The organism is Streptomyces sp. NPDC003042, assembly GCF_053591315.1.
The window spans coordinates 32,303-53,477 of sequence record NZ_JBSFTP010000054.1; the positions used below are offsets into that span (position 1 = coordinate 32,303).

Sequence of the window (21,175 nt, forward strand, 5' to 3'; positions counted from 1 at the left end):
GAGCGCGGGCGGGAGCGCCGCTCCCGCCCGCTCACCCCGTCTCGGAGGGCGTCTCAGGCCGACATCGGCCGCTGCACCCGGATGGATTGCAGCAGCCCGACCGCCACCCACACGGCGAACATCGACGATCCTCCGTAGGACACGAAGGGCAGCGGCAGACCCGCCACCGGCATGATGCCCAGGTTCATCCCGATGTTCTCGAAAGCCTGGAAGGCGAACCAGGCGATGATCCCGGCGGCCACGATGGTCCCGTACAGCTCGGTGGTCTCGCGGGCGATCACGCAGGCCCGCCACAGCACCACCCCGAGCAGGGCGAGGATCACGATGCCGCCGACGAAGCCGAGCTCCTCACCCGCCACCGTGAACACGAAGTCGGTCTGCTGCTCCGGCACGAACTGTCCGGTGGTCTGGGGGCCCTTGAACAGGCCCGCGCCCAGGAGTCCGCCGCCGCCGATCGCGATCCGCGCCTGGTTGGTGTTGTAGCCGGCGCCCGAGGGGTCGAGCTCGGGGTTGGCGAAGGCGGCGAAGCGGTTGATCTGGTACTGGTCGAGCACGCCCAGCTGCCATATCAGGATCGCGCCGACCGTCCCGGCGCCGATCAGCCCGAGCACCCAGCGGTTGGAGGCGCCGGAGGCCAGCAGCACCCCCAGCGTGATCACGACCATCACCATGACCGACCCCAGGTCGGGCATCAGCATCACGATGCCCATGGGCGCGGCGGCCAGGCACAGCGCCTTGACCACGGTCCGGTGCTCGGGATGCTCCAGGTCGCCCGCGTCCACGCGGGCGGCCAGCAGCATCGCCATCCCCAGGATGATCGTGACCTTCACGAACTCGGACGGCTGGAGCGAGAAGCCGCCGCCGACGACGATCCAGGCGTGGGCGCCGTTGATGGTGGCGCCGAGCGGGGTGAGCACGGCCGCGACCAGCACCAGCGAGAGCCCGTACAGGACCGGCACCGCACCGCGCAGGGTGCGGTGGCCGAGCAGGACCGTCCCGATCATCAGGACCAGGCCGATGCCGGTGTTGAGCAGGTGGCGCCAGAGGAAGTACTGCGGGTCGCCCTGGTTGAGGGTGTCCCGGTGGCGGGTCGCGGACCACACCAGCAGGGCGCCGATCAGCGACAGCGCGAGCGCGGACAGCAGTATCGGCCAGTCGAGCCGGCGCAGGACCGAGTCACGGGCCGTCAGCCGGGCGAGCGGGCCCTTCTTGGGTTCGTACCGGGATACGGAAAACTTGTTGGCGGTCTGCATCATTCGTCTCAGTCATGCAGCAGGGGAGGCGGACCGGCGAGCGCGGGCGGCGCGAGCTCCTCCGGGGACGGGGGCACGTACGGCCTGATCTCGGGAGCCTCGATGGTGCCGTCGGGCTGGACGGCGGGCAGCGCCGCCTGCGGCTTGGGCAGCAGGGCCTTGCCGAGGTCCTGCTTGCCGTCCATGGTGAGGCCGTACATCGCGTTATAGATGTTGCGCACGGCGGGACCCGAGGCGCCGGATCCGGTGCCACCCTGGGAGATCGTCATCACGATCGTGAAGTCGTCGGTGTAGGTCGCCAGCCACGAGGTGGTCTGCTTGCCGTAGACCTGGGCGGTGCCGGTCTTGGCCCGCATCGGGATCTTGTCCTGCGGCCAGCCGCCGAACCGCCAGGCGGCCGTGCCGCCGGGCTCGACGACGGTGCGCAGGGCCTTGTCGAGGTCGCTGACGGTCTTGGCGTCGACCGGCAGCTTTCCGTGGGACGTGGGCTTGATCTCCTGGATCTTGCCGTCGGGGCTGATCACGGCCTTGCCGACGGTGGGGTTGTTGAGGGTGCCGCCGTTGCTGATGGCGGCGTAGGCGGTGGCCATCTGGATGGGGGTGACGAGGACGTCGCCCTGGCCGATGGCGAAGTTGATGCTGTCGAAAGCCTTCAGCTGGTTGCCTTCGAGGCAGTTCTCGTAGGCGATCTGCTCGACGTAAGTGCCGCCCTTCTTGCCCTGCTTGCACCAGGAGGCCTTGTTGGCCTCCCAGAAGCTCTTCTTCCACTGGCGGTCGGGGATCCGGCCGGTGACCTCGTTCGGCAGGTCGATCCCGGTCTCGGAGCCGAGTCCGAATTCCCGGGCGGTCTTGTAGAACCAGTCGTGGGTGTCCTTGTTGGGGCTCAGGCCGCCGTCGCGGTTCCACTCCTTGTGCCCGAGGGCGTAGAAGACGGTGTTGCAGGAGAACTTGAGGGCCTCGCCGAGGGAGATGGGGCCGTGGCCCTTGGACTCGAAGTTCGCGAAGCTCCGGCCGCCCATGTTGTACGAGGCGCTGCAGTTGTAGCTGCCGTCGAAGGGGTAGCCGGCCCGCACGGCCGCGCTCGCCGACACCACCTTGAAGATGGAGCCCGCGGGGGCCTGGCCCTGGATGGCCCGGTTGAGCAGCGGGTAGTTGGAATTCTCGCTGGTGAGCTTGGCGTAGTCCTGGCCGGAGATGCCGCCGACCCAGACGTTGGGGTCGTAGTCGGGCTGCGAGGCCATCGCGACGACGCGGCCGGTCTTCGTCTCCATCACGACCACGGCGCCCGCGTCGGCCTCGTACTTGCGGCCGGTGATCTTGTCGGTCTCCTGGCGGACGGTCTTCATCGCCTGGTGCAGCTCGTACTCGGCGACGGACTGGACCCTGGCATCGATGCTGGTGACAAGGGTGGACCCGGCCACGCCCGGGTCGGACTTCGTCTGGCCCATGACCCGGCCGAGGTTGTCGACCTCGTACGAGGTGACCGCCGCCTTGCCGCGCAACTCCTTGTCGAACGTGCGCTCGATCCCGGAGCGGCCGACCTGGTCCGAGCGCAGATGCGGCGAGTCGGTGTCCTTGGCCTTCTGGATCTCGTCGTCGGTGACCGGGGAGAGGTAGCCGAGCACCTGCGAGGTGCGGGCCGCGCCGGGCGCCGGGTAGCGGCGTACGGCGGTGGGCTCGGCGGTGATGCCGGGGAAGTCCTCGGGGCGTTCGCGGATCTGGAGGGCCTGCTGGGTGGTGGCCTCCAGCGTGACCGGGATCGGCTGGTACGGGGAGCCGTTCCAGCAGGGCTTGGGGGTCTGGGAGTCGCAGAGCCGCACCTTGTCCATGACGTCCTGCGGCTTCATGTCCAGGACTTCGGCGAGGCGGGTCAGAACGGCCTTGCCCCTGTCCTTTATCCTCATCAGCTCGGTGCGGGACGCGGAGACCACCAGGCGGGTCTCGTTGTCCGCGAGCGGGACGCCGCGGGCGTCCAGGATGGAGCCGCGCACGGCGGGCTGCACCACGCGCTGGACGTGGTTGCTCCTGGCCTCGTCGGCGTACTCGTGGCCGTTGCGGATCTGCAGGTACCACAGGCGCCCGCCGAGCGTGAACAGCAGCGAGAAGACGAGCACCTGAATGATGACGAGCCGGATCTGCACCCTGGGGGTGCGGCCGGTCTCGGGAATGTTGGTCACGAATGTTCCCCCGTCACAGCTTCCTGACGCTCTTCACGCCTTTGACGCCCTTTATCCGGCCGGCCTTGTTGGCCAGGCTGCGCGAGCTCCTGAGCCGCAGTCCGCCGCGCTGGCTGCCGATGCGCAGGCCGGTTCCGCCGGCCAGCCAGCCGGAGGAGACGTCGGTCCCCTGCGGCTGTCCCCCGTTCGCCGCCACCGCCATCGGGTCGTTCTCGGCGCGGCGGGCCAGGGCCATGACGAACGGCACCGTGAACGGAGCGAGCAGCAGGTCGTAGAGAATGGCGGTGAACAGCAGACCGCCTAGGCCGACGTGGCGTTCCGCGGTGTCGCCGACCAGGGCGCCCAGGGCGACGTAGAGCAGGATCGAGCCGAACGCGGCGGCGACCACGGTGAGCATCGGGCCCCAGGCCGAGCGGAAGCGCCCGCTGTCCGGGCGGGCGAGGCCGACGAGGTAGCCGATGACGCAGAGCACGAGGGCGTAGCGGCCGGCGGCGTGGTCGGCGGGCGGGGCCAGGTCGGCGAGCAGTCCGGCGCTGAAGCCGAGCAGGGCGCCGGAGGTCGACCCGTACACCAGGGACAGGGCGACGACGGTGAGCAGCAGCAGATCGGGGACGGCGCCGGGGAGTTGGAGCCGGCCCAGGATGGTGACCTGGACGACGAGGGCGACCACGACGAGGGCGGAGGAGAGCAGGATCCGGTTGAAGCGCATGGCTCAGCTCTCCTCCTCGTCGGCGGGCCGGCCGGAGACGCTCGGGGAGGGCGTGACCGTGACGGTGACCGTCGGCATGGGCTTCGGGGGCTCGGGCTTGGGCGGCAGGACGGCGTCGCGCGGGTCCTCGCGGGGCGGCATCACGACCACGGCGACGATGTCGAGGCGGGAGAAGCCGACGAACGGGCGCACGTGCACGGTGCGGGTGAGGCCGCCGCCGGACGGGTCGACGCGGACCACCTCACCGAGCGGGACGCCGGGGACGAAGGGCTTGTTGGCCCGGGAGCCGAAGGTGACCAGGCGGTCGCCGGGGCTGACCTTGGCCTTGCCGTTGAGCATCTGGACGGACAGGGCGCGGTCGCCCTGGCCGGTGGCGAAGCCGAGTTCGCCGGTCTTCTCCAGGCGGGTGCCGACGGTGAAGTCGGGGTCGTTGGCGAGCAGCACGGTGGCGGTGTCGGGGCCGACGGTGGTGACCCGGCCGACCAGTCCGTCGCCGTTGAGGACGGTCATGTCGCGCTCGATGCCGTCCTTGCTGCCCGCGTCGATGGTGACGGTCCAGGAGAAGCCCTGGGCCGCTCCTATCGCGATGACTTCGGCGCCCTTGATGCCGTACTGTCCGGCGCCGGCCCGCTTGAGCATCTCGTCGAGCTCGTGGATCCGGCTGCGGGTCTGCTCGTCGCTGCCCAGCTTGGCCTTGAGCGCGGCGTTCTCGCGTTCGAGCGTCGCGATCCGGTTGTGGCGCTCACCGGAGTCGCGTACGGCCCCTATGGCGTTGGCGACCGGGTCCACCGCGGTCGCCACGCCCTTCTCGACCGGCCCGAAGACCGCGGCGGCGGCCTGTCGGGCACCGTCGACCGGCGACTCCTCGCCCGCTCTGATGTCCACCGTGATCAATGCGAACGCGATGGCGATCAGAAGCACCAGGAGCAGCCGGCTCTCTCGTGTGTCCCTCACGTGCGGCGGCCGTGCCTTCCTCGTAGATCCCTCGTGCGGTGAAGCCACTCCGGCGGAGCCGGGGCTTGACCGGACCGTGCCTGTATATCAACGATCCGCCGCACGGGCGCGGTAGCACCCGTACGGCGGATCCTTGTGTTCCGCATGCCCCATTACCAGGGGTTTGGTCAACGCCGGGGCTGGGCGTCCAGAACCTGCTGCAGCGCCTCGAACTCCTCTACGCACTTGCCGGAGCCGAGCGCGACCGAGTCGAGGGGGTCCTCCGCGATGTGGATCGGCATGCCGGTCTCCCGGCGCAGCCGCTCGTCGAGGCCGCGCAGCAGCGCTCCGCCGCCGGTCAGGACGATGCCCCGGTCCATGATGTCGCCGGAGAGCTCCGGCGGGCACTTGTCGAGGGTGGTCTTGACCGCGTCGACGATGGCGTTGACGGGTTCCTCGATGGCCTTGCGCACCTCGGCGGCCGAGATGACGACGGTCTTCGGCAGGCCGGAGACGAGGTCGCGGCCGCGGATCTCGGTGTGCTCGTCCTTGTCGAGGTCGTACGCCGACCCGATGGTGATCTTGATCTGCTCGGCGGTGCGCTCGCCGAGGAGGAGCGAGTACTCCTTCTTGATGTGCTGGATGATCGCGTTGTCCAGCTCGTCACCGGCCACCCGGATGGACTGTGCCGTGACGATTCCGCCGAGGGAGATGACGGCGACCTCGGTGGTGCCGCCGCCGATGTCCACGACCATGTTGCCGGTGGCCTCGTGGACGGGCAGGCCCGCACCGATGGCGGCGGCCATCGGCTCCTCGATGATGTGCACCTGACGGGCACCGGCCTGCGTGGACGCCTCGATGACGGCGCGGCGCTCCACTCCGGTGATGCCGGAGGGCACGCAGACCACCACGCGGGGGCGGGCCAGGTAGCGGCGCTTGTGGATCTTGAGGATGAAGTACCGGAGCATCCGCTCGGTGATCTCGAAGTCGGCGATCACGCCGTCCTTGAGGGGCCGTACGGCGACGATGTTGCCGGGCGTCCGGCCGATCATCTTCTTCGCCTCGGTGCCGACCGCCAGGATGCCGCCGGTGTTCGTGTTGATGGCGACCACGGACGGCTCGTTCAGGACGATTCCCCGGCCCCTCACGTACACCAGCGTGTTGGCGGTCCCGAGGTCGATCGCCATGTCACGGCCGATGAACGACATGTTGTTCCCCTTGTTCCCCATGAGGAGCGTCTGGCCTTCCACTTGATAGCGGCTGCTGTCAGGTCGGCGAGGTGGGTGTGTGGGTGGAGGCCCCATCGTAGTGCCGCACGTACGGACATCGCGCGACGGGACTCCGGCAATCGCGCCGGAACGGATACCCGCCCCCTCAGTGGTGACGTCGTGTTCTGTCCAGACGTTCCCGCTCGCGGCCGGATATACCGAAGGGCGACCGAAATTACTTCGGTCGCCCCAGGTCATGAGCGCTATTTGGCTGATGTCACGTCAGGAAGGAGTGCTCACAGCGCGGGGAAGAACAGCTTCAGCTCGCGCTCCGCGGACTCCTCGGAGTCCGAGGCGTGGATCAGGTTCTCCCGGGTGATGGTGCCGAAGTCACCGCGGATGGAGCCCGGCGCCGCGGCGATCGGGTCGGTCGGTCCGGCCAGCTGGCGGACCCCCTCGATCACGCGTTCCCCTTCGACCACCAGGGCGACGACCGGACCGCTCGACATGAAGCCCATGAGCGGCTCGTAGAACGGGCGCCCCACGTGCTCGGCGTAGTGCTGCTCCAGGATGTTCCGCTCGAGCGTGCGCAGCTCCAGCGCGGGGATGGTCCAGCCGGCCTTGCGCTCGAACCGGCCGATGATCTCGCCCACCAGGCCACGCCTGACCGCGTCCGGCTTGAGCAGGACGAGCGTGCGCTGGGTCATGTTGTAACTCCTTGCGGCATACGGGTGCGGTTACCCGAGGCTACAGGGGCCCGGTGACGCCGTCGCGCGGGCCCCGGACCCCTGTGGAACTCGTGGGGCTCAGGCCTGCGCCTCGCTCTGCGCGGCCCACCGGGCCTTCACCGTGTCGATCTTCCGGCCGTAGTGCACCGAGCACCACCACAGGGCGGCGAAGAGCGCGCCCAGGACGAACATCATGGGGACCACGAACCCGCTCGCGATCAGCCCGATCTGCAGCGCCCAGCCGAGCTGCACCGCGCCGGGGCGCGACAGCATCCCGCACAGCAGCACCGACAGCAGCATCGTCACACCGCAGACCGTCCACACCTGGGCCTGCGTCAGGTCCGGGTTCTTCATGGCCACCAGGCCCGCGAAGCCGACGATGAAGAATTCACCGATCAGCGTGCTCGCGCAGAGCGTGCGCATCGATTCCTCAGCCCCTCTTGAACAGCAGGCGGGCCTCGCCCACCGTGATCACGGAACCGGTCACCAGGACTCCGGCCCCTCCGTACTCCGCCTCTTCCTCCGCCAGGGTGACGGCGGCCTCCAGCGCGTCGTCCAGCCGCGGCTCCACCCGCACCCGGTCGGGGCCGAAGACCTCGACCGCGACGGCCGCCAGTTCGTCGGCGCCCATCGCCCGGTGGCTGGAGTTCTCCGTGACGACGACCTCGGCGAAGATCGGCTCGAAGGCCTCCAGGACCCCCCTGACGTCCTTGCCCTCGCTCGCGGCCACGACCCCGATCAGGCGGCTGAAGCCGAACGCCTCGGTGACCGCCTCCGCGGTGACCCGCGCGCCCGCCGGGTTGTGCGCCGCGTCCAGGACCACGGTGGGGCTGCGGCGTACGACCTCCATGCGGCCCGGCGAGGTCACCGAGGCGAAGGCCTTGCGTACGGTGTCCGCGTCCAGCTCGCGCGCGTGCTCCGCGCCGACGCCGAAGAAGGCCTCGACGGCGGCCAGCGCGACCGCCGCGTTGTGCGCCATGTGGGCGCCGTACAGCGGCAGGAAGATGCCGTCGTACTCGCCGCCCACCCCGCGCAGCGTCAGCATCTGGCCGCCGACCGCCACTTCGCGGGAGACGACGCCGAACTCCATGCCCTCCCGGGCCACGGTCGCGTCGACCTCCACGGCCTTCTTCAGCAGCACCTGCGCCGCGTCCACCGGCTGCTGCGCCAGGATCACGGTGGCGCCCTGCTTGATGATGCCGCCCTTCTCCTGGGCGATCTCGCCGGGCGTGGAGCCGAGCCGGTCGGTGTGGTCGAGGCTGATCGGGGTGACCACCGCGACCGAGCCGTCGATCACGTTGGTGGCGTCCCAGCTGCCGCCCATGCCGACCTCGACCACGGCCACGTCGACGGGCGTGTCCGCGAAGGCCGCGTACGCCATGCCGGTGAGCACCTCGAAGAACGACAGCCGGTACTCCTCGGCGGCGTCGACCATCTCCACGTACGGCTTGATGTCGTGGTACGCCTCGACGAAGCGCTCGGCGCTGATCGGCGCCCCGTCCAGGCTGATCCGCTCGGTGACCGACTGCACGTGCGGGCTGGTGTAGCGGCCGGTGCGCAGTTCGAAGGCGTTCAGCAGGGATTCGATCATGCGGGCGGTGCTGGTCTTGCCGTTGGTGCCGGTGACGTGGATCGAGGGGTACGCGCGCTGCGGCTCCCCCAGTACGTCCATCAGCGCGGCGATGCGGCTGACCGACGGCTCCAGCTTGGTCTCACCCCAGCGGGTGGCCAGCTCCTGCTCCACCTCCAGCAGTGCCTTCGCCACCTCCGGGTCCTCCGGGCGGGACGGCACCGGGTCGCCGCCCTGGGGCGGTCCGGCCTGGGCGCGCAGGGTGCGGCTCCCGGCCTCGATCACCGCCAGGTCGGGGTCGCGGTCGGATTCTTCCGCCACTATCTGGTCGAACTCGTCGAAGGAGTCGTCGGGGTCGACGTCAGGGCGGTCGTGGCTCTCGGGCTGCTGCTCACTCACGCACCCAGTCTACGGACGAGGGACCGCTGGACTTTCGGCCCGGCTGTTTCGGGACGTTCGGCACCGAATGCGTCCGTATCGCCATCGGGGACCGAATGCCGCAGGCCGGCACCGGCGTGGGGATGAATCCAGGCACCGCCGACACCCTCGTCTGCGCACGGGACACGCGATCGTCCTCGTTGAGCCGTCCGTGGTCCCGGTCAGGGCGGGCCCCTCCGGACAGGGCCTAGGCGCGCGGGAGGGTGGCCAGGACCTCGTACGAGTCCTCAGTGCGCGTCGCCGTCAGGGTGCCGCCCAGGCTGCGGACGCGCTCGGACATGCTCGCCGTACCGGTTCCCGCCGAGACGGGGGCGCGGCCCGCGGCGCGGTCCGGGAGGGCGTTGCTGACGACGATCCGCAGCTGCGGGCCGTCCGTGGCGATCGACACCTCGATCGTCTCACCGTGGGCGTGCTTGGCCGCGTTCGTCAGGCACTCCTGCACCACCCGGTAGACCGCCGCCTGCCGCAGCGGCGACAGGGCGCGTGCCCGGGGATCCATCGACAGCCGCACCGGCGAACCGGCCCGCCCGCTCTCCCGCGCCAGCGCTCCCAGCCCGTCCACGCCGGGGGTCGAAGCCCGCTCCCCGCGCTGCACGATGATCTCGTTCAGCACCAGGTGCGCCCGTCGCGCGGTGTCGGCCAGCTCCTCGAAGTCCTTCGCGTACGCCGTCTCGCGCGCCCGCGTCGACAGCACCTCGGAGCGCACCGTCAGCAGGGTCAGCTCCCGCCCGACGAAGTCGTGGACGTCGCGGGCGACCGAAGTGCGCTCCTGCTGGACGGCGTTCAGCACGGCCGACTCGGCCCGCCGGGCCCCGAGCTCGCGCACCAGGTCGTGCCGGCAGGCGGCGATCCCGACGGCCGAGGCGAGCACCCCGATCGGCACCACCAGGCTGAGGAAGGCGCTGAGGGACTCGGCCTTCGGCCCGGGCCAGCCCGGCACGCTGAACACGGCGAGCGCGAAGGCGACGTAGCCGAGGGTGGCCAGGATCCCGGCCCGGCGCCCCCGGTAGCGGCCGACGGAGTACAGCGCGAACTGGATCAGCGTGAGCTCGTGCAGCCAGCCGACGAACAGCAGGGCCGTGACGTACGCCACCCACGGCATCCGGCGCCGCACCAGCAGCGTGGCGCACCCCGCGGCGAGCACGAGGGCGGCGAGCCATCCGTCCAGGGAGTTGTCGGCGGCGGCGAGGCCGGGCAGGTCCAGTGCCACCAGGGCCAGGCAGCTCAGCGCCGTGAGGACGTCCAGCCCCCGGGGTGAGGACGTCCAGGCCCCGGCGAGCCGGCGGCCGAAGGCCACGACCCGGTGCGGCGCCGAGGCGGCCGACTTGACGTACATGTCCTCCATCATCCGTGGTCGCGACCCGCATCGGATCAGGGGACGGGAGATGTGGAGGGAAATACGGCACGAATTCGGGAGCCCATCCCCATGCGAGAGGCCCCCGCCCCGTCGCGGAACGACGGTACGGGGGCCTCTCGTACGCGGTGGCTAGGCGGGCGGGAGCGCGTCCAGCTGGGCCTGGATCCGGGCGATGTCCGCCCCGGCCTTGGCCAGCCGGCCCTTGATCTTGTCCACGACGTTGTCCGGAGCCTTGGCCAGGAAGGCCTCGTTCCCGAGCTTCGCCTCGGCCTGCTGCTTCTCCTTCTCGGCGGCGCCGAGGTCCTTGGAGAGCCGCTTGCGCTCGGCGGCCACGTCGATGGTGCCGGACAGGTCCAGCGCGACCGTGGCGCCCGCGACCGGCAGGGTGGCGGTGGCGCTGAAGTCCTCGCCCTCCGGCTGGAGGCGCAGCAGCTGGCGGATGGCCCCCTCGTGCGCGGCCAGCGCGGTCCCCGCGAGGTCCAGGCGGGCCGGGACCTTCTGGCCGGGCTGCAGACCCTGGTCGGCGCGGAAGCGGCGGACCTCGGTGACGACGGCCTGGAGGTTCTCGATCTCGGCCTCGGCGGCCTCGTCGCGGAAACCGCTGTCCTTGGGCCACTCGGCGATGACGAGGGACTCGCCGCCGGTCAGGGTGGTCCACAGGGTGTCCGTGACGAAGGGGACGATCGGGTGCAGCAGGCGCAGCGTGGTGTCCAGGACCTCGCCCAGGACCCGGCCCGAGACCTTGGCGCCCTCGCCGCCCGCGAAGAACGTCGTCTTCGACAGCTCGACGTACCAGTCGAAGACCTCGTCCCACGCGAAGTGGTAGAGGGCCTCGCTGAGCTTCGAGAACTGGTAGTCCTCGTAGAACGCGTCGACCTCCGCCACGGTCTTGTTGAGCCGCGACAGGATCCACCGGTCGGTCGCCGACATCTGCTCCGGGGCCGGCAGCTCGCCCTCGATCGTGGCGCCGTTCATCAGCGCGAAGCGCGTGGCGTTCCAGATCTTGTTGGCGAAGTTGCGGGAAGCCTGGACCCAGTCCTCGCCGATCGGGACGTCGACACCCGGGTTGGCGCCCTTGGCCAGGGTGAAGCGGACGGCGTCCGAGCCGTACTTGTCCATCCAGTCCAGCGGGTTGACGGCGTTGCCGAAGGACTTCGACATCTTCTTGCCGCGCTCGTCGCGGACCATGCCGTGGAGGGCGATGGTGTGGAACGGCGGGGTGCCGTCCATCGCGTAGAGGCCGAACATCATCATCCGGGCGACCCAGAAGAAGAGGATGTCGTAGCCGGTGACCAGGACGGAGTTCGGGTAGAACTTCGCCAGGCTGTCGGTGCGCTCGGGCCAGCCGAGCGTGGAGAAGGGCCACAGGCCGGAGGAGAACCAGGTGTCCAGGACGTCGGAGTCCTGGTGCCAACCCTCGCCCGTGGGAGGCTGCTCGTCCGGGCCGACGCAGACGATCTCGCCGTTCGGGCCGTACCAGACCGGGATGCGGTGACCCCACCACAGCTGGCGCGAGATGCACCAGTCGTGGAGGTTGTCGACCCAGTCGAAGTAGCGCTTCTCCATCTCCTGCGGGTGGATCTTGACCCGGCCGTCGCGGACCGCGTCACCCGCGGCCTTGGCGAGCGGGCCGACCTTGACCCACCACTGGAGGGACAGGCGGGGCTCGATGGTGGTCTTGCAGCGCGAGCAGTGCCCGACCGAGTGCGTGTACGGGCGCTTCTCGGCGACGATCCGGCCGTCGGCGCGCAGGGCGGCGACGATGGCGGAACGGGCCTCCAGCCGGTCCAGGCCCTGGAAGGGTCCGTGCGCCGTGATGACGGCGCGCTCGTCCATGACGGCGAGGTTCGGCAGACCGTGGCGCTGGCCGATCTCGAAGTCGTTCGGATCGTGCGCCGGGGTCACCTTGACGGCGCCCGTGCCGAATTCGGGATCGACGTGCTCATCGGCGACGACCGGGATGCGGCGGCCGGTGAGCGGCAGCTCGATCTCGGTGCCGACGAGGTGCTTGTAGCGCTCGTCCTCGGGGTGGACGGCGACGGCGGTGTCACCGAGCATCGTCTCGGCGCGGGTGGTCGCGACAACGATCGAGGCGTCGCCCTCGCCGTAGCGGATCGAGACGAGCTCGCCCTCGTCGTCCTGGTACTCGACCTCGATGTCGGAGATCGCGGTGAGGCAGCGCGGGCACCAGTTGATGATGCGCTCGGCGCGGTAGATGAGCTCGTCGTCGTAGAGCTTCTTGAAGATGGTCTGGACGGCCTGCGAGAGGCCCTCGTCCATGGTGAAGCGCTCACGGGACCAGTCGACGCCGTCACCGAGGCGGCGCATCTGCCCGGAGATCTGACCGCCGGACTCGGCCTTCCACTGCCAGACGCGCTCGACGAAGGCCTCGCGACCCAGGTCGTGGCGGGACTTGCCCTCCTTGGCCAGCTCGCGCTCGACGACGTTCTGGGTGGCGATGCCGGCGTGGTCCATACCGGGCTGCCACAGCGTCTCGTAGCCCTGCATGCGCTTGCGGCGGGTGAGGGCGTCGATCAGGGTGTGCTCGAAAGCGTGCCCCAGGTGGAGGGAGCCCGTGACGTTCGGCGGCGGGATGACGACGGTGTACGGCGGCTTCTCGCTGGACGCGTCGGCCGTGAAGTACCCACGCTCCACCCAGCGCTCGTAGAGCTTCCCCTCTACCTCGGCCGGCGCGTACTGGGTCGGCAGTTCGGAGTTGGGGGCGCTGGGTGTCTGCGTGTTCTCTGTCACGGGGCCCAGGATACGGGCGGCTCCGCCTCCGTTACGAATCGATACCGCGCTGCGGCCTGCTGTTGACCTCGGCCGCTCCGACCCCGTCTGATGCCGACCATGAACGAGATCACCCCGTACGCCGTCCAGAGCCCGCCCGCACCGTCCAGGACCAAGCGCACCCTCAAGATCGCGGGCGCGGTGCTGGTCACCGCCGCGGCGGTGGCCATCGGCAGGCTGGCCATGGGCGCGGTACTGGGCGACGACGTCCCCGACGACGCCGGCCGGTACCGGCTCGTCCCGCCCGCCTCCTTCCAGTCGCTGACCCTGCAGGACTCCGGGCCGCGCGTGGACGCCATCAAGAAGGGGCAGGGGGCGTTGGACGGCAACGAGCGGGTGGCCGTGGTGTACGCCGACCAGGCGGGCACCGCGCAGCTGGTCGTCAGCGGCGCGTCCGGCACCTTCGGCGACAAGGACCCGGGCGCCGAACTCACCGGCGCGCTCAAGGGCATGGGGGTCAAGGAGGCGGAGATCACGGAACACGAGGCCGGGAAGCCGGAAGGCGGCGCGATGCGCTGCGGGCCGCTCGCCATCGGCGGCGGGTCCCTGCCGCTGTGCATGTGGGCCGACCACAGCTCCCTGGTGACGGTCACCGTCCCGATCGAGAACCCGCCGGTCACGATGGAGTCGCTGGCGGAGCGGGCCCGTGCGCTGCGGGCCGTCATGGAGGTCCCGGCGTCGTAGTTCCGTAACGCCTGGGACCCCGGCGCCCCGGCACGGCCGCCCCTCCGACAGGATGTGAGGAACAGATAAAGCAACCTCATGGGGGGACGCGGGATGAGTTACAACCAGCCGGGGCCGTACGGACAGCAGCCGCAACAGCCCGGACCGTACGGGCAGCAGCCCCCGCCGCCGCCGCCGTACGGCCAGCCCGCCCCGCAGCCCGGCTACGGCTACCCGCAGCAGCCCCCGCCGCCCGGCCTCCCGCCGCAGGGCTACGCCCAGCAGCCGCCGCCCCAGCAGCAGTACGGCTACCAGCAGCCCCCGTACGGCGGCATGCCCCCGCAGCCCCCGAAGAAGTCGAAGGCCGGCGCCGTCATCGCGGTGGTCCTGGTCGTGGCCGTGATCGCGGGCGGCGGCTGGTACTTCCTGAAGGACGGCGGCCCGGGCGGCGGCTCGGCGGCGGCCGACACCAAGGGCTACAAACTGGCCTTCCCCGAGTCGGTGGACAGCTACCAGGGGAGGCCGCAGGATCCCGGTGCGCCCGACCCCAACGCCCCGCTCAAGCCGGAGGAGAAGGCCAACTTCGAGGCGCTGGGCGTGAAGAACCCGACCGCCACCGGCGCCCAGTACCAGTTCGGTGGGGACAAGAAGGGCAAGGTGCTCACCGCCAAGGGGTACTGGGGCGAGATCGCCGACCCCGAGAAGACGGTCGACGCCTGGTTCGCCGCCTTCAGCCAGCCCAACAAGGCGACCCAGGCCTCGGGCTTCAAGTCCGAGCTGGTCGGCGCCCCCAAGCCCATCACCCCGGCCGGCTTCAAGGGCAACGTGCTGAAGTGCGCCACCATCAAGATGACGCCTCTCAAGCCCCCGACGGGCAAGACGCCCACGGGCATGGAGGTCCCGACCTGCGTCTGGGCCGATCAGTCGACGCTGGCCCCGATCAACGTCCTGGACCCGGCCTCGATGCTGACCGGCGGGCCCGGCGCCACCCTCGACGAGGTCGCGGCTCTGGCCGCGAAGCTCTACGACACCTCGCGCACCAAGGCCTGACCGGGCCCGCGGCACGAGAAAGGGGGCGCCCCGGCCGACCGGCCGGGGCGCCCCCTACGCGTACAACCTGGCGTCGGTTACGCCGACTTCTCGTGCGGGCCCTGGTCCTTCGGGACGATCCGGGGGACCAGCGTCGGGTTGACGTTGGAGCGGACCACGTCCGAGGTGATGACCACGCGGGCCACGTCCTTGCGGGACGGGACCTCGTACATCACCGACATCAGGACCTCTTCCATGATGGCGCGCAAGCCCCGCGCGCCCGTCTGGCGCAGGATCGCCTGGTCCGCGATGGCTTCCAGCGCCTCGCGCTCGAAGTCCAGCTCGACACCGTCGAGTTCGAACAGCCGCTGGTACTGCTTGACCAGCGCGTTGCGCGGCTCGATGAGGATCTGGAGCAGGGCCTCGCGGTCCAGGTTGTGCACGGAGGTGATGACGGGCAGACGACCGATGAACTCGGGGATCATCCCGAACTTCACCAGGTCCTCCGGCATGACCTCCTGGAACTGGTTGCTCGCCTCGATCTCCCGCTTCGAGCGGATGGTCGCCGCGAAGCCGATGCCCTTGGCCCCCGCACGCGACTCGATGATCTTCTCGAGGCCGGAGAAGGCTCCGCCCACGATGAAGAGCACGTTCGTCGTGTCGATCTGGATGAACTCCTGGTGCGGGTGCTTGCGGCCGCCCTGCGGCGGGACCGAGGCGGTCGTGCCTTCCAGGATCTTCAGGAGGGCCTGCTGGACGCCCTCACCGCTCACGTCGCGCGTGATCGACGGGTTCTCGCTCTTGCGGGCGACCTTGTCGATCTCGTCGATGTAGATGATCCCGGTTTCGGCCTTCTTGACGTCGTAGTCGGCGGCCTGGATCAGCTTGAGCAGGATGTTCTCGACGTCCTCGCCGACATAGCCGGCCTCCGTCAGCGCCGTCGCGTCGGCGATGGCGAACGGGACGTTCAGCATGCGGGCGAGCGTCTGCGCGAGGAGCGTCTTGCCGGAGCCAGTGGGGCCCAGCAGCAGGATGTTGGACTTCGCGAGCTCGATCGCGTCGTCCCGGCTCTGGGCGCCGCCGTTCTCGCCGGCCTGGACGCGCTTGTAGTGGTTGTACACCGCTACCGAGAGCGCCTTCTTCGCCGGCTCCTGGCCGACGACGTAGCTCTCCAGGAACTCGTAGATCTCACGGGGCTTGGGGAGTTCCTCCCACCGGACCTCGGAGGTCTCCGCGAGTTCCTCTTCGATGATCTCGTTGCAGAGGTCGATGCACTCGTCGCAGATGTACACACCGGGTCCTGCGATGAGCTTCTTCACCTGCTTCTGGCTCTTTCCGCAGAACGAGCACTTGAGCAGATCGCCGCCGTCACCGATGCGTGCCACGAGGTGCTTCCCCTTCGCCTGGGAGACGCCTGGTTCAGCGCTCCTGGTGCCTCATATCCGACGGTACCTTGCCGGGGGCCCCGAACGGGGCCCCCTTGACGTGGTTCACATCGCCGGATGCGGCAGCGTGACCACGCCAACTGGCGGCAAGGATCAGTGCGAGCTCTTGCGCGTGGCGACGACCTGGTCGATCAGGCCGTACGCCAGCGCGTCCTCGGCAGTGAGGATCTTGTCGCGCTCGATGTCGTCGCGGATCTTCTCGATCGGCGTCGTGGAGTGCTTGGCCAGCATGGTCTCCAGCTGGTCACGCATCCGGAGGATCTCGTTGGCCGCGATCTCCAGGTCGGAGAGCTGCTCACGGCCGGTGCCGCCGGAGGGCTGGTGGATCAGCACACGGGCGTTCGGCAGGGCCATGCGCTTGCCGGGGGTGCCGGCGGCGAGCAGGACCGCGGCGGCGGAGGCCGCCTGGCCCATGCAGACCGTCGAGACGTCAGGCTTCACGAACTGCATCGTGTCGTAGATCGCCGTCAGCGCGGTGAAGGAGCCGCCGGGGCTGTTGATGTAGATGGAGATGTCGCGGTCCGGGTCCATCGACTCCAGGCACAGCAGCTGCGCCATGACGTCGTTGGCCGAGGCGTCGTCGATCTGCACGCCGAGGAAGATGATGCGCTCCTCGAAGAGCTTCGCGTACGGGTCGTACTCGCGCACGCCCTGCGAGGTGCGCTCGACGAAGCGCGGGATGACGTAGCGGTTGTCCACCGACGCGCCGGTGTGGAGGCCGCTCGCGGGAGAGAGGTTGTTCATGTACATCTGGGTGTTCACCGTCCTGGTGGCGTTCTGCGGGCTGAGGCTTGCCTGGTACGGGCGGGCGGGCGTACGGGAAGTCGCGCGCCGGGGGCCGGGATCAGGCCCCGGTGCCACCGCCGCCCGGGACCAGGGACGCGGCGGAGATGATCTCGTCGATCAGGCCGTACGCCTTGGCCTCTTCCGCCGTGAACCAGCGGTCGCGGTCGCCGTCGCGGATGATCGCCTCGACCGTCTGGCCCGAGTGGAGGGCGGTGATCTCAGCCATGCGCTGCTTCGTGCGCAGCAGGTACTGGGCCTGGATCTTGATGTCCGTGGCGGTGCCGCCGATGCCGGCGGAGCCCTGGTGCATCAGGATGTCGGTGTTCGGCAGCGCGAAGCGCTTGCCCGCCGTACCGCCGGTGAGCAGGAACTGGCCCATGGAGGCCGCCATGCCCATACCGATGGTGACCACGTCGTTCTTGATGTACTGCATGGTGTCGTACACGGCCATGCCCGCCGTCACGGAGCCACCCGGACTGTTGATGTACAGGTAGATGTCCTTGTCCGGCTCGGCGGCCAGGAGCAGGAGCTGCGCCGTGATCTTGTTCGCGATCTCGTCGTCGACCTGCTGCCCGAGGAAGATGATCCGCTCGCTGAGCAGCCGGTTGTAGACATGGTCACCGAGGCCGCCACCGATGGACGGCTCACCCGCGGCGTAAGGCATCAGATTCGTCACGTATCCACCTGCTCGTCTCCGACGGCCACTTGCCGTCTCAGCGTCTGTTCTGGGGCGCGGACCTACCGGGCGGGCGATGCCCGCCGGCGTCGGGTACTCCCGTGCCCTCGTATTCATGGACCCTAACGCGCAGGTAGGACAACGCCATCCCGCTTCCCGAACTGTTCGCTCGGAGCGCAAGGTCGCGGGGCCTTCCGGCGGCCATGCCGAAGGGCCCGGACGCGACCGCGTCCGGGCCCTTCGGAGCACTGCTCAGTGGGCTTCGCCCGGGGTGTTACTTGGCCTCGTCGGCCGCCACCTCGGTGTCACCGTCGACGACGGACTCGACGACCTCGGCGGCGGTCTCGGCCACCTCGGCCTCGTCCTCGTCGTCGGAGAGGTCCACGACCTCACCGTTGGTGTCGGTGACCTTGGCCTTCTCGACGACGACCGCGAGGGCCTTGCCGCGAGCGACCTCGCCGACCAGCATCGGGACCTGGCCGCCTTCGACGACCGCCTGGGCGAACTGGTCGGGGGACATGCCGGAGGACTGCGCACGCCGCATGAGGTGCTCGGTGAGCTCCTCCTGGTTGACGCCCAGCTTCTCCTTGTTGACCAGCGCGTCGAGGACGAACTGGGTCTTGATGCCCTTGACCGCCTGCTCGGAGGTCTCGGCGTCGAACTCCTCGACCGTCTTGCCCTGGAACTCCAGGTACTTCTCGATGGTCAGACCCATCTGGCCGAGCTGGTGGTGCTCCAGGTTGTGCTTGCGGGTCTGGACCTCGTCCGCGAGGAGCTTCTCGGGGATCGGGACCTCGACCAGCTCCAGGAGCTTCTCCAGGACGCGCTCCTGGGCCTGCGTGGCCTGGTCGTACTGCTTCATGTTCTCAAGGCGCTTGCGGCTGTCCGCCTTGAGCTCGTCCAGGGTGTCGAACTCGCTCGCCATCTGCGCGAACTCGTCGTCCAGCTCCGGCAGCTCACGGGCGGAGACCTTGGTGACCTTGACGGTGACCTCGGCGTCCTTGCCCTCGGCGGAGCCGCCCTTCAGCTGGGAGGTGAAGGTGGTCTCGCCACCGGCCTCCAGGCCCTTGACGGCCTCGTCGATGCCCTCGAGGAGCTCGCCCGAGCCGATGGTGTAGGACACGTCGGAGGCGACGCCGTCCGGCAGCACCTCGCCGTCGACCTTGGCCTCGAGGTCGATCGTGACGACGTCGCCGTCCTGGGCGGCGCGCTCGACGTCCTTGGTGGACGCGAAGCGGCCGCGCAGCTGCTCGACCGACTCCTCCACGTCCTCGTCGGTGACGACGACGGCGTCGACCTCGACCTCGATGCCGGAGTAGTCCGGGATCTCGATCTCGGGGCGGACGTCCACCTCGGCGGTGAAGGACAGCAGCTCGCCGTCCTTCAGCTCCTTGATGTCGACCTCAGGCTGGCCCAGCGGGTTCAGGTCGGCTTCGTTGACCGCCTCGGTGTAGAACTTCGGGAGGGCGTCGTTGACGGCCTCCTCCAGCACCGCACCGCGGCCGAAGCGCTGGTCGATGACGCGGGCCGGGATCTTGCCCTTGCGGAAGCCCTTCACCGTGACCTGCTGGTTGATCTTCTTGTACGCCGCGTCGAGGCTGTCCTTGAGCTCCTCGAAGGGCACCTCAACAGTGAGCCGAACCCGAGTCGGGTTCAGGGTCTCCACGGCGCTCTTCACGGTTCGGTCTCCTTGTGGCTGACTGCTTGGGGTTCTGCCGGAACGCTGCGATTCAGCGTTTCAGCGGATGGGGCCCGGTCCATCAGACACACGGGCACGCAGTTTGCATAGTAACCGCAAGCGGCAATCAGCCCACAACGCGATCTTCGTGAGGGCCGTACTGGTGGTCGGGGTGGCCGGATTCGAACCGACGACCTTCCGCTCCCAAAGCGGACGCGCTACCAAGCTGCGCCACACCCCGTCGGTGCGACACGTAGGGTACATGCCCGGAGACCCTCCGACACGCGCGTTTCCCCGGCGAGCGCGCACACGCGCGAGCACAGGGCCTCGCACCGCCCGCGAAAGCGGTGTGCACTCCCCCTGCGCGACCCGCTAGGATGCTGTCCGTGCCACGGTCCCCGGATCGGCGGCGCATCGTGTGCGGGTGTAGCTCAATGGTAGAGCACTAGTCTTCCAAACTAGCTACGCGGGTTCGATTCCCGTCACCCGCTCCACAGCACTAAGGGCCAGGTCAGAGGACGTTTCCTCGACCTGGCCCTCAGTCGTTTCCGGGGGCAGGACGACCGCAGGACATCCCTAGAGCTTGATGCCCGCGATGGTGTCCGCCAGGGAGTTCAGGAAGCGGTTCACGTCCGGCGCGATGGAGCTGGAGGCGAGGAAGAAGCCGAAGAGGACCGCGATGATCGCGGGGCCGGCCTTGAGGTGGTTGCCGCGGATCAGCACCACCAGGATGACCGCCAACAGAACCACCACTGACAGCGAAATGGCCACTACTGATCACACCTTCGGTCGTCCCCTGGTCGGCCCGGGGTGTTCAGCCGTGCGCACCCCCACAGGAACCATCCTCCCACCAACGGGCCCCGCCTACCCGTCTCGTGACGAATCGCCACGCTCCTTTGCCTCGCCGATGCCGAGGAGGGAACGGACATACGCGTACTTCGCGGACAGGCGGTCGCGGGTGGGCTCGTCGAGTACGGAGAGCCGTACGGGGTCGGCGTTGTGCGCGAGGTCGGCCTCCTTCACCAGAGCGGCGCCCGGGGTGGCGAGGATGCGGGCGGTGTACTCCGCGAGAGGTTCCCCGGGGCGTTTGGTGAGGGCCAGGACCATCTCCTTGACCGGGTCGGGGAGAGCGGCGGAGGCGAGTTGGTCGTGGGTGAGAGCGTCGTCCTCGACGGCGTCGTGGAGCCAGGCGGCGGCCTGCTGGTCGGCGCTGCCGCCGCGCAGGCGGACGCCTTCGGCCACGGCCGCGAGGTGCTCGGCGTAGGGCCGGCCGGCCTTGTCGGTCTGGCCCTCGTGCGCCGCGCGGGCGAAGGCCTCGACCTCCGGGAGGGTCAGGGGTCGGGCGGTCATGGGAGCTCCCTCGCTGGCGTACGAAGGGCCTGCGCGGCCCGGCGTACGTCCGCCTGCGTGGTACGCCAGTTGGAGAACGCGGCGCGCGGGGCGGGGGTTCCCCCGTAGACGGTGGGGGTGACGAAGACCTCGGCGGCCGCGGCGTCGCGGAGGGCGGCGAGGAGGTCGGGGAGCCGGGCGAGGTCGGCGGCGAGCGTACGGTCCATGGCGGCACGGCATGCGGCCCCCTGGCCGGGGGGACCGGCCAGGGGGCGGTGAGTGGCCCGGTCGTAGGCTCCGGGGGTGATCGTGAAGCGGTGGGTGCGGGGGGTTGCCGGCGGGGTGGTCCTCGTGGGGGTCGTGGCCGGATGCGGTGCGCGGGCCGGGTCGCAGGCGGCGCCGCCTG

19 protein-coding genes and 2 tRNA genes are annotated in these 21,175 nt (G+C 69.7%); 3 read left to right on the plus strand and 18 right to left on the minus strand.

All coding sequences use genetic code 11. The annotated features are described in order from the left end of the window. Positions 1–53 precede the first annotated feature (53 nt). From rodA to ACWDYJ_RS24430, 10 genes are all read right to left on the minus strand, one after another. Positions 54–1,253 carry a rod shape-determining protein RodA gene (gene rodA / locus ACWDYJ_RS24385; protein ID WP_451567734.1) on the minus strand — a complete coding sequence of 400 codons (1,200 nt, stop codon included), beginning with the start codon at positions 1,251–1,253 and terminating at the stop codon, positions 54–56. An 8-nt stretch (positions 1,254–1,261) separates the two neighbouring features. After that, on the minus strand, positions 1,262–3,430 hold the full coding sequence (mrdA, locus tag ACWDYJ_RS24390; RefSeq protein WP_451567715.1) for a penicillin-binding protein 2: 2,169 nt from the start codon (positions 3,428–3,430) through the stop codon (positions 1,262–1,264). A gap of 13 nt (positions 3,431–3,443) precedes the next feature. Next, positions 3,444–4,139, minus strand: a complete 696-nt coding sequence (mreD, locus tag ACWDYJ_RS24395) for a rod shape-determining protein MreD (RefSeq protein ID WP_451567716.1) — start codon at positions 4,137–4,139, stop codon at positions 3,444–3,446. Between the two features lie 3 nt (positions 4,140–4,142). Further along, positions 4,143–5,093, minus strand: coding sequence for a rod shape-determining protein MreC (mreC, locus tag ACWDYJ_RS24400; protein WP_451567717.1), 951 nt, complete (start codon positions 5,091–5,093; stop codon positions 4,143–4,145). Positions 5,094–5,260: 167 nt separating this feature from the next. Continuing rightward, the gene (locus ACWDYJ_RS24405; protein ID WP_112453164.1) at positions 5,261–6,280 is read right to left on the minus strand and encodes a rod shape-determining protein; all 1,020 of its coding nucleotides are present in this window, start codon (positions 6,278–6,280) and stop codon (positions 5,261–5,263) included. Positions 6,281–6,576: 296 nt separating this feature from the next. Then, positions 6,577–6,987 carry a nucleoside-diphosphate kinase gene (gene ndk, locus ACWDYJ_RS24410; protein ID WP_451567718.1) on the minus strand — a complete coding sequence of 137 codons (411 nt, stop codon included), beginning with the start codon at positions 6,985–6,987 and terminating at the stop codon, positions 6,577–6,579. A gap of 99 nt (positions 6,988–7,086) precedes the next feature. After that, positions 7,087–7,431, minus strand: coding sequence for a DUF4233 domain-containing protein (locus ACWDYJ_RS24415; protein WP_451567719.1), 345 nt, complete (start codon positions 7,429–7,431; stop codon positions 7,087–7,089). 7 nt (positions 7,432–7,438) lie between these two features. After that, on the minus strand, positions 7,439–8,977 hold the full coding sequence (folC, locus tag ACWDYJ_RS24420; protein WP_451567720.1) for a bifunctional tetrahydrofolate synthase/dihydrofolate synthase: 1,539 nt from the start codon (positions 8,975–8,977) through the stop codon (positions 7,439–7,441). Between the two features lie 226 nt (positions 8,978–9,203). Beyond that, positions 9,204–10,352, minus strand: a complete 1,149-nt coding sequence (locus tag ACWDYJ_RS24425) for a sensor histidine kinase (RefSeq protein WP_451567721.1) — start codon at positions 10,350–10,352, stop codon at positions 9,204–9,206. A 150-nt stretch (positions 10,353–10,502) separates the two neighbouring features. Continuing rightward, positions 10,503–13,124 carry a valine--tRNA ligase gene (locus ACWDYJ_RS24430; protein ID WP_451567722.1) on the minus strand — a complete coding sequence of 874 codons (2,622 nt, stop codon included), beginning with the start codon at positions 13,122–13,124 and terminating at the stop codon, positions 10,503–10,505. A 99-nt stretch (positions 13,125–13,223) separates the two neighbouring features. Between ACWDYJ_RS24430 and ACWDYJ_RS24435 the strand changes: the two genes are divergently transcribed. Further along, positions 13,224–13,847 carry a hypothetical protein gene (locus ACWDYJ_RS24435; protein ID WP_451567723.1) on the plus strand — a complete coding sequence of 208 codons (624 nt, stop codon included), beginning with the start codon at positions 13,224–13,226 and terminating at the stop codon, positions 13,845–13,847. A gap of 93 nt (positions 13,848–13,940) precedes the next feature. Beyond that, positions 13,941–14,876, plus strand: a complete 936-nt coding sequence (locus ACWDYJ_RS24440; RefSeq protein ID WP_451567724.1) for a hypothetical protein — start codon at positions 13,941–13,943, stop codon at positions 14,874–14,876. Between the two features lie 77 nt (positions 14,877–14,953). Here ACWDYJ_RS24440 and clpX read toward each other — a convergent pair whose 3' ends face one another. The 5 genes from clpX to ACWDYJ_RS24465 form a co-directional block, all read right to left on the minus strand. Continuing rightward, on the minus strand, positions 14,954–16,240 hold the full coding sequence (gene clpX, locus ACWDYJ_RS24445; RefSeq protein WP_451567725.1) for an ATP-dependent Clp protease ATP-binding subunit ClpX: 1,287 nt from the start codon (positions 16,238–16,240) through the stop codon (positions 14,954–14,956). 153 nt (positions 16,241–16,393) lie between these two features. Then, positions 16,394–17,044: an ATP-dependent Clp protease proteolytic subunit gene (locus ACWDYJ_RS24450; RefSeq protein WP_451567726.1), complete on the minus strand. Its 651-nt coding sequence runs from the start codon at positions 17,042–17,044 to the stop codon at positions 16,394–16,396. 100 nt (positions 17,045–17,144) lie between these two features. After that, positions 17,145–17,762 carry an ATP-dependent Clp protease proteolytic subunit gene (locus tag ACWDYJ_RS24455; RefSeq protein WP_451567727.1) on the minus strand — a complete coding sequence of 206 codons (618 nt, stop codon included), beginning with the start codon at positions 17,760–17,762 and terminating at the stop codon, positions 17,145–17,147. 274 nt (positions 17,763–18,036) lie between these two features. Further along, positions 18,037–19,440 (minus strand): trigger factor, encoded by a 1,404-nt coding sequence (gene tig / locus ACWDYJ_RS24460; RefSeq protein ID WP_451567728.1) that lies wholly within the window; start codon positions 19,438–19,440, stop codon positions 18,037–18,039. A 164-nt stretch (positions 19,441–19,604) separates the two neighbouring features. Then, positions 19,605–19,681 (minus strand) — tRNA-Pro (locus ACWDYJ_RS24465). Between the two features lie 179 nt (positions 19,682–19,860). On the opposite strand from ACWDYJ_RS24465, the gene ACWDYJ_RS24470 reads away from it, so the two are divergent. Beyond that, positions 19,861–19,934, plus strand: a tRNA-Gly gene (locus ACWDYJ_RS24470). Between the two features lie 82 nt (positions 19,935–20,016). Here ACWDYJ_RS24470 and ACWDYJ_RS24475 read toward each other — a convergent pair. From ACWDYJ_RS24475 to ACWDYJ_RS24485, 3 genes are all read right to left on the minus strand, one after another. Then, the gene (locus ACWDYJ_RS24475) at positions 20,017–20,211 is read right to left on the minus strand and encodes a hypothetical protein (protein ID WP_451567729.1); all 195 of its coding nucleotides are present in this window, start codon (positions 20,209–20,211) and stop codon (positions 20,017–20,019) included. 93 nt (positions 20,212–20,304) lie between these two features. Beyond that, positions 20,305–20,790: an HD domain-containing protein gene (locus ACWDYJ_RS24480; RefSeq protein WP_451567730.1), complete on the minus strand. Its 486-nt coding sequence runs from the start codon at positions 20,788–20,790 to the stop codon at positions 20,305–20,307. Beyond that, positions 20,787–20,996 carry a hypothetical protein gene (locus tag ACWDYJ_RS24485; RefSeq protein ID WP_451567731.1) on the minus strand — a complete coding sequence of 70 codons (210 nt, stop codon included), beginning with the start codon at positions 20,994–20,996 and terminating at the stop codon, positions 20,787–20,789. The genes ACWDYJ_RS24480 and ACWDYJ_RS24485 overlap by 4 nt, the downstream gene beginning before the upstream one ends. Between the last annotated feature and the right edge of the window lie 179 nt (positions 20,997–21,175).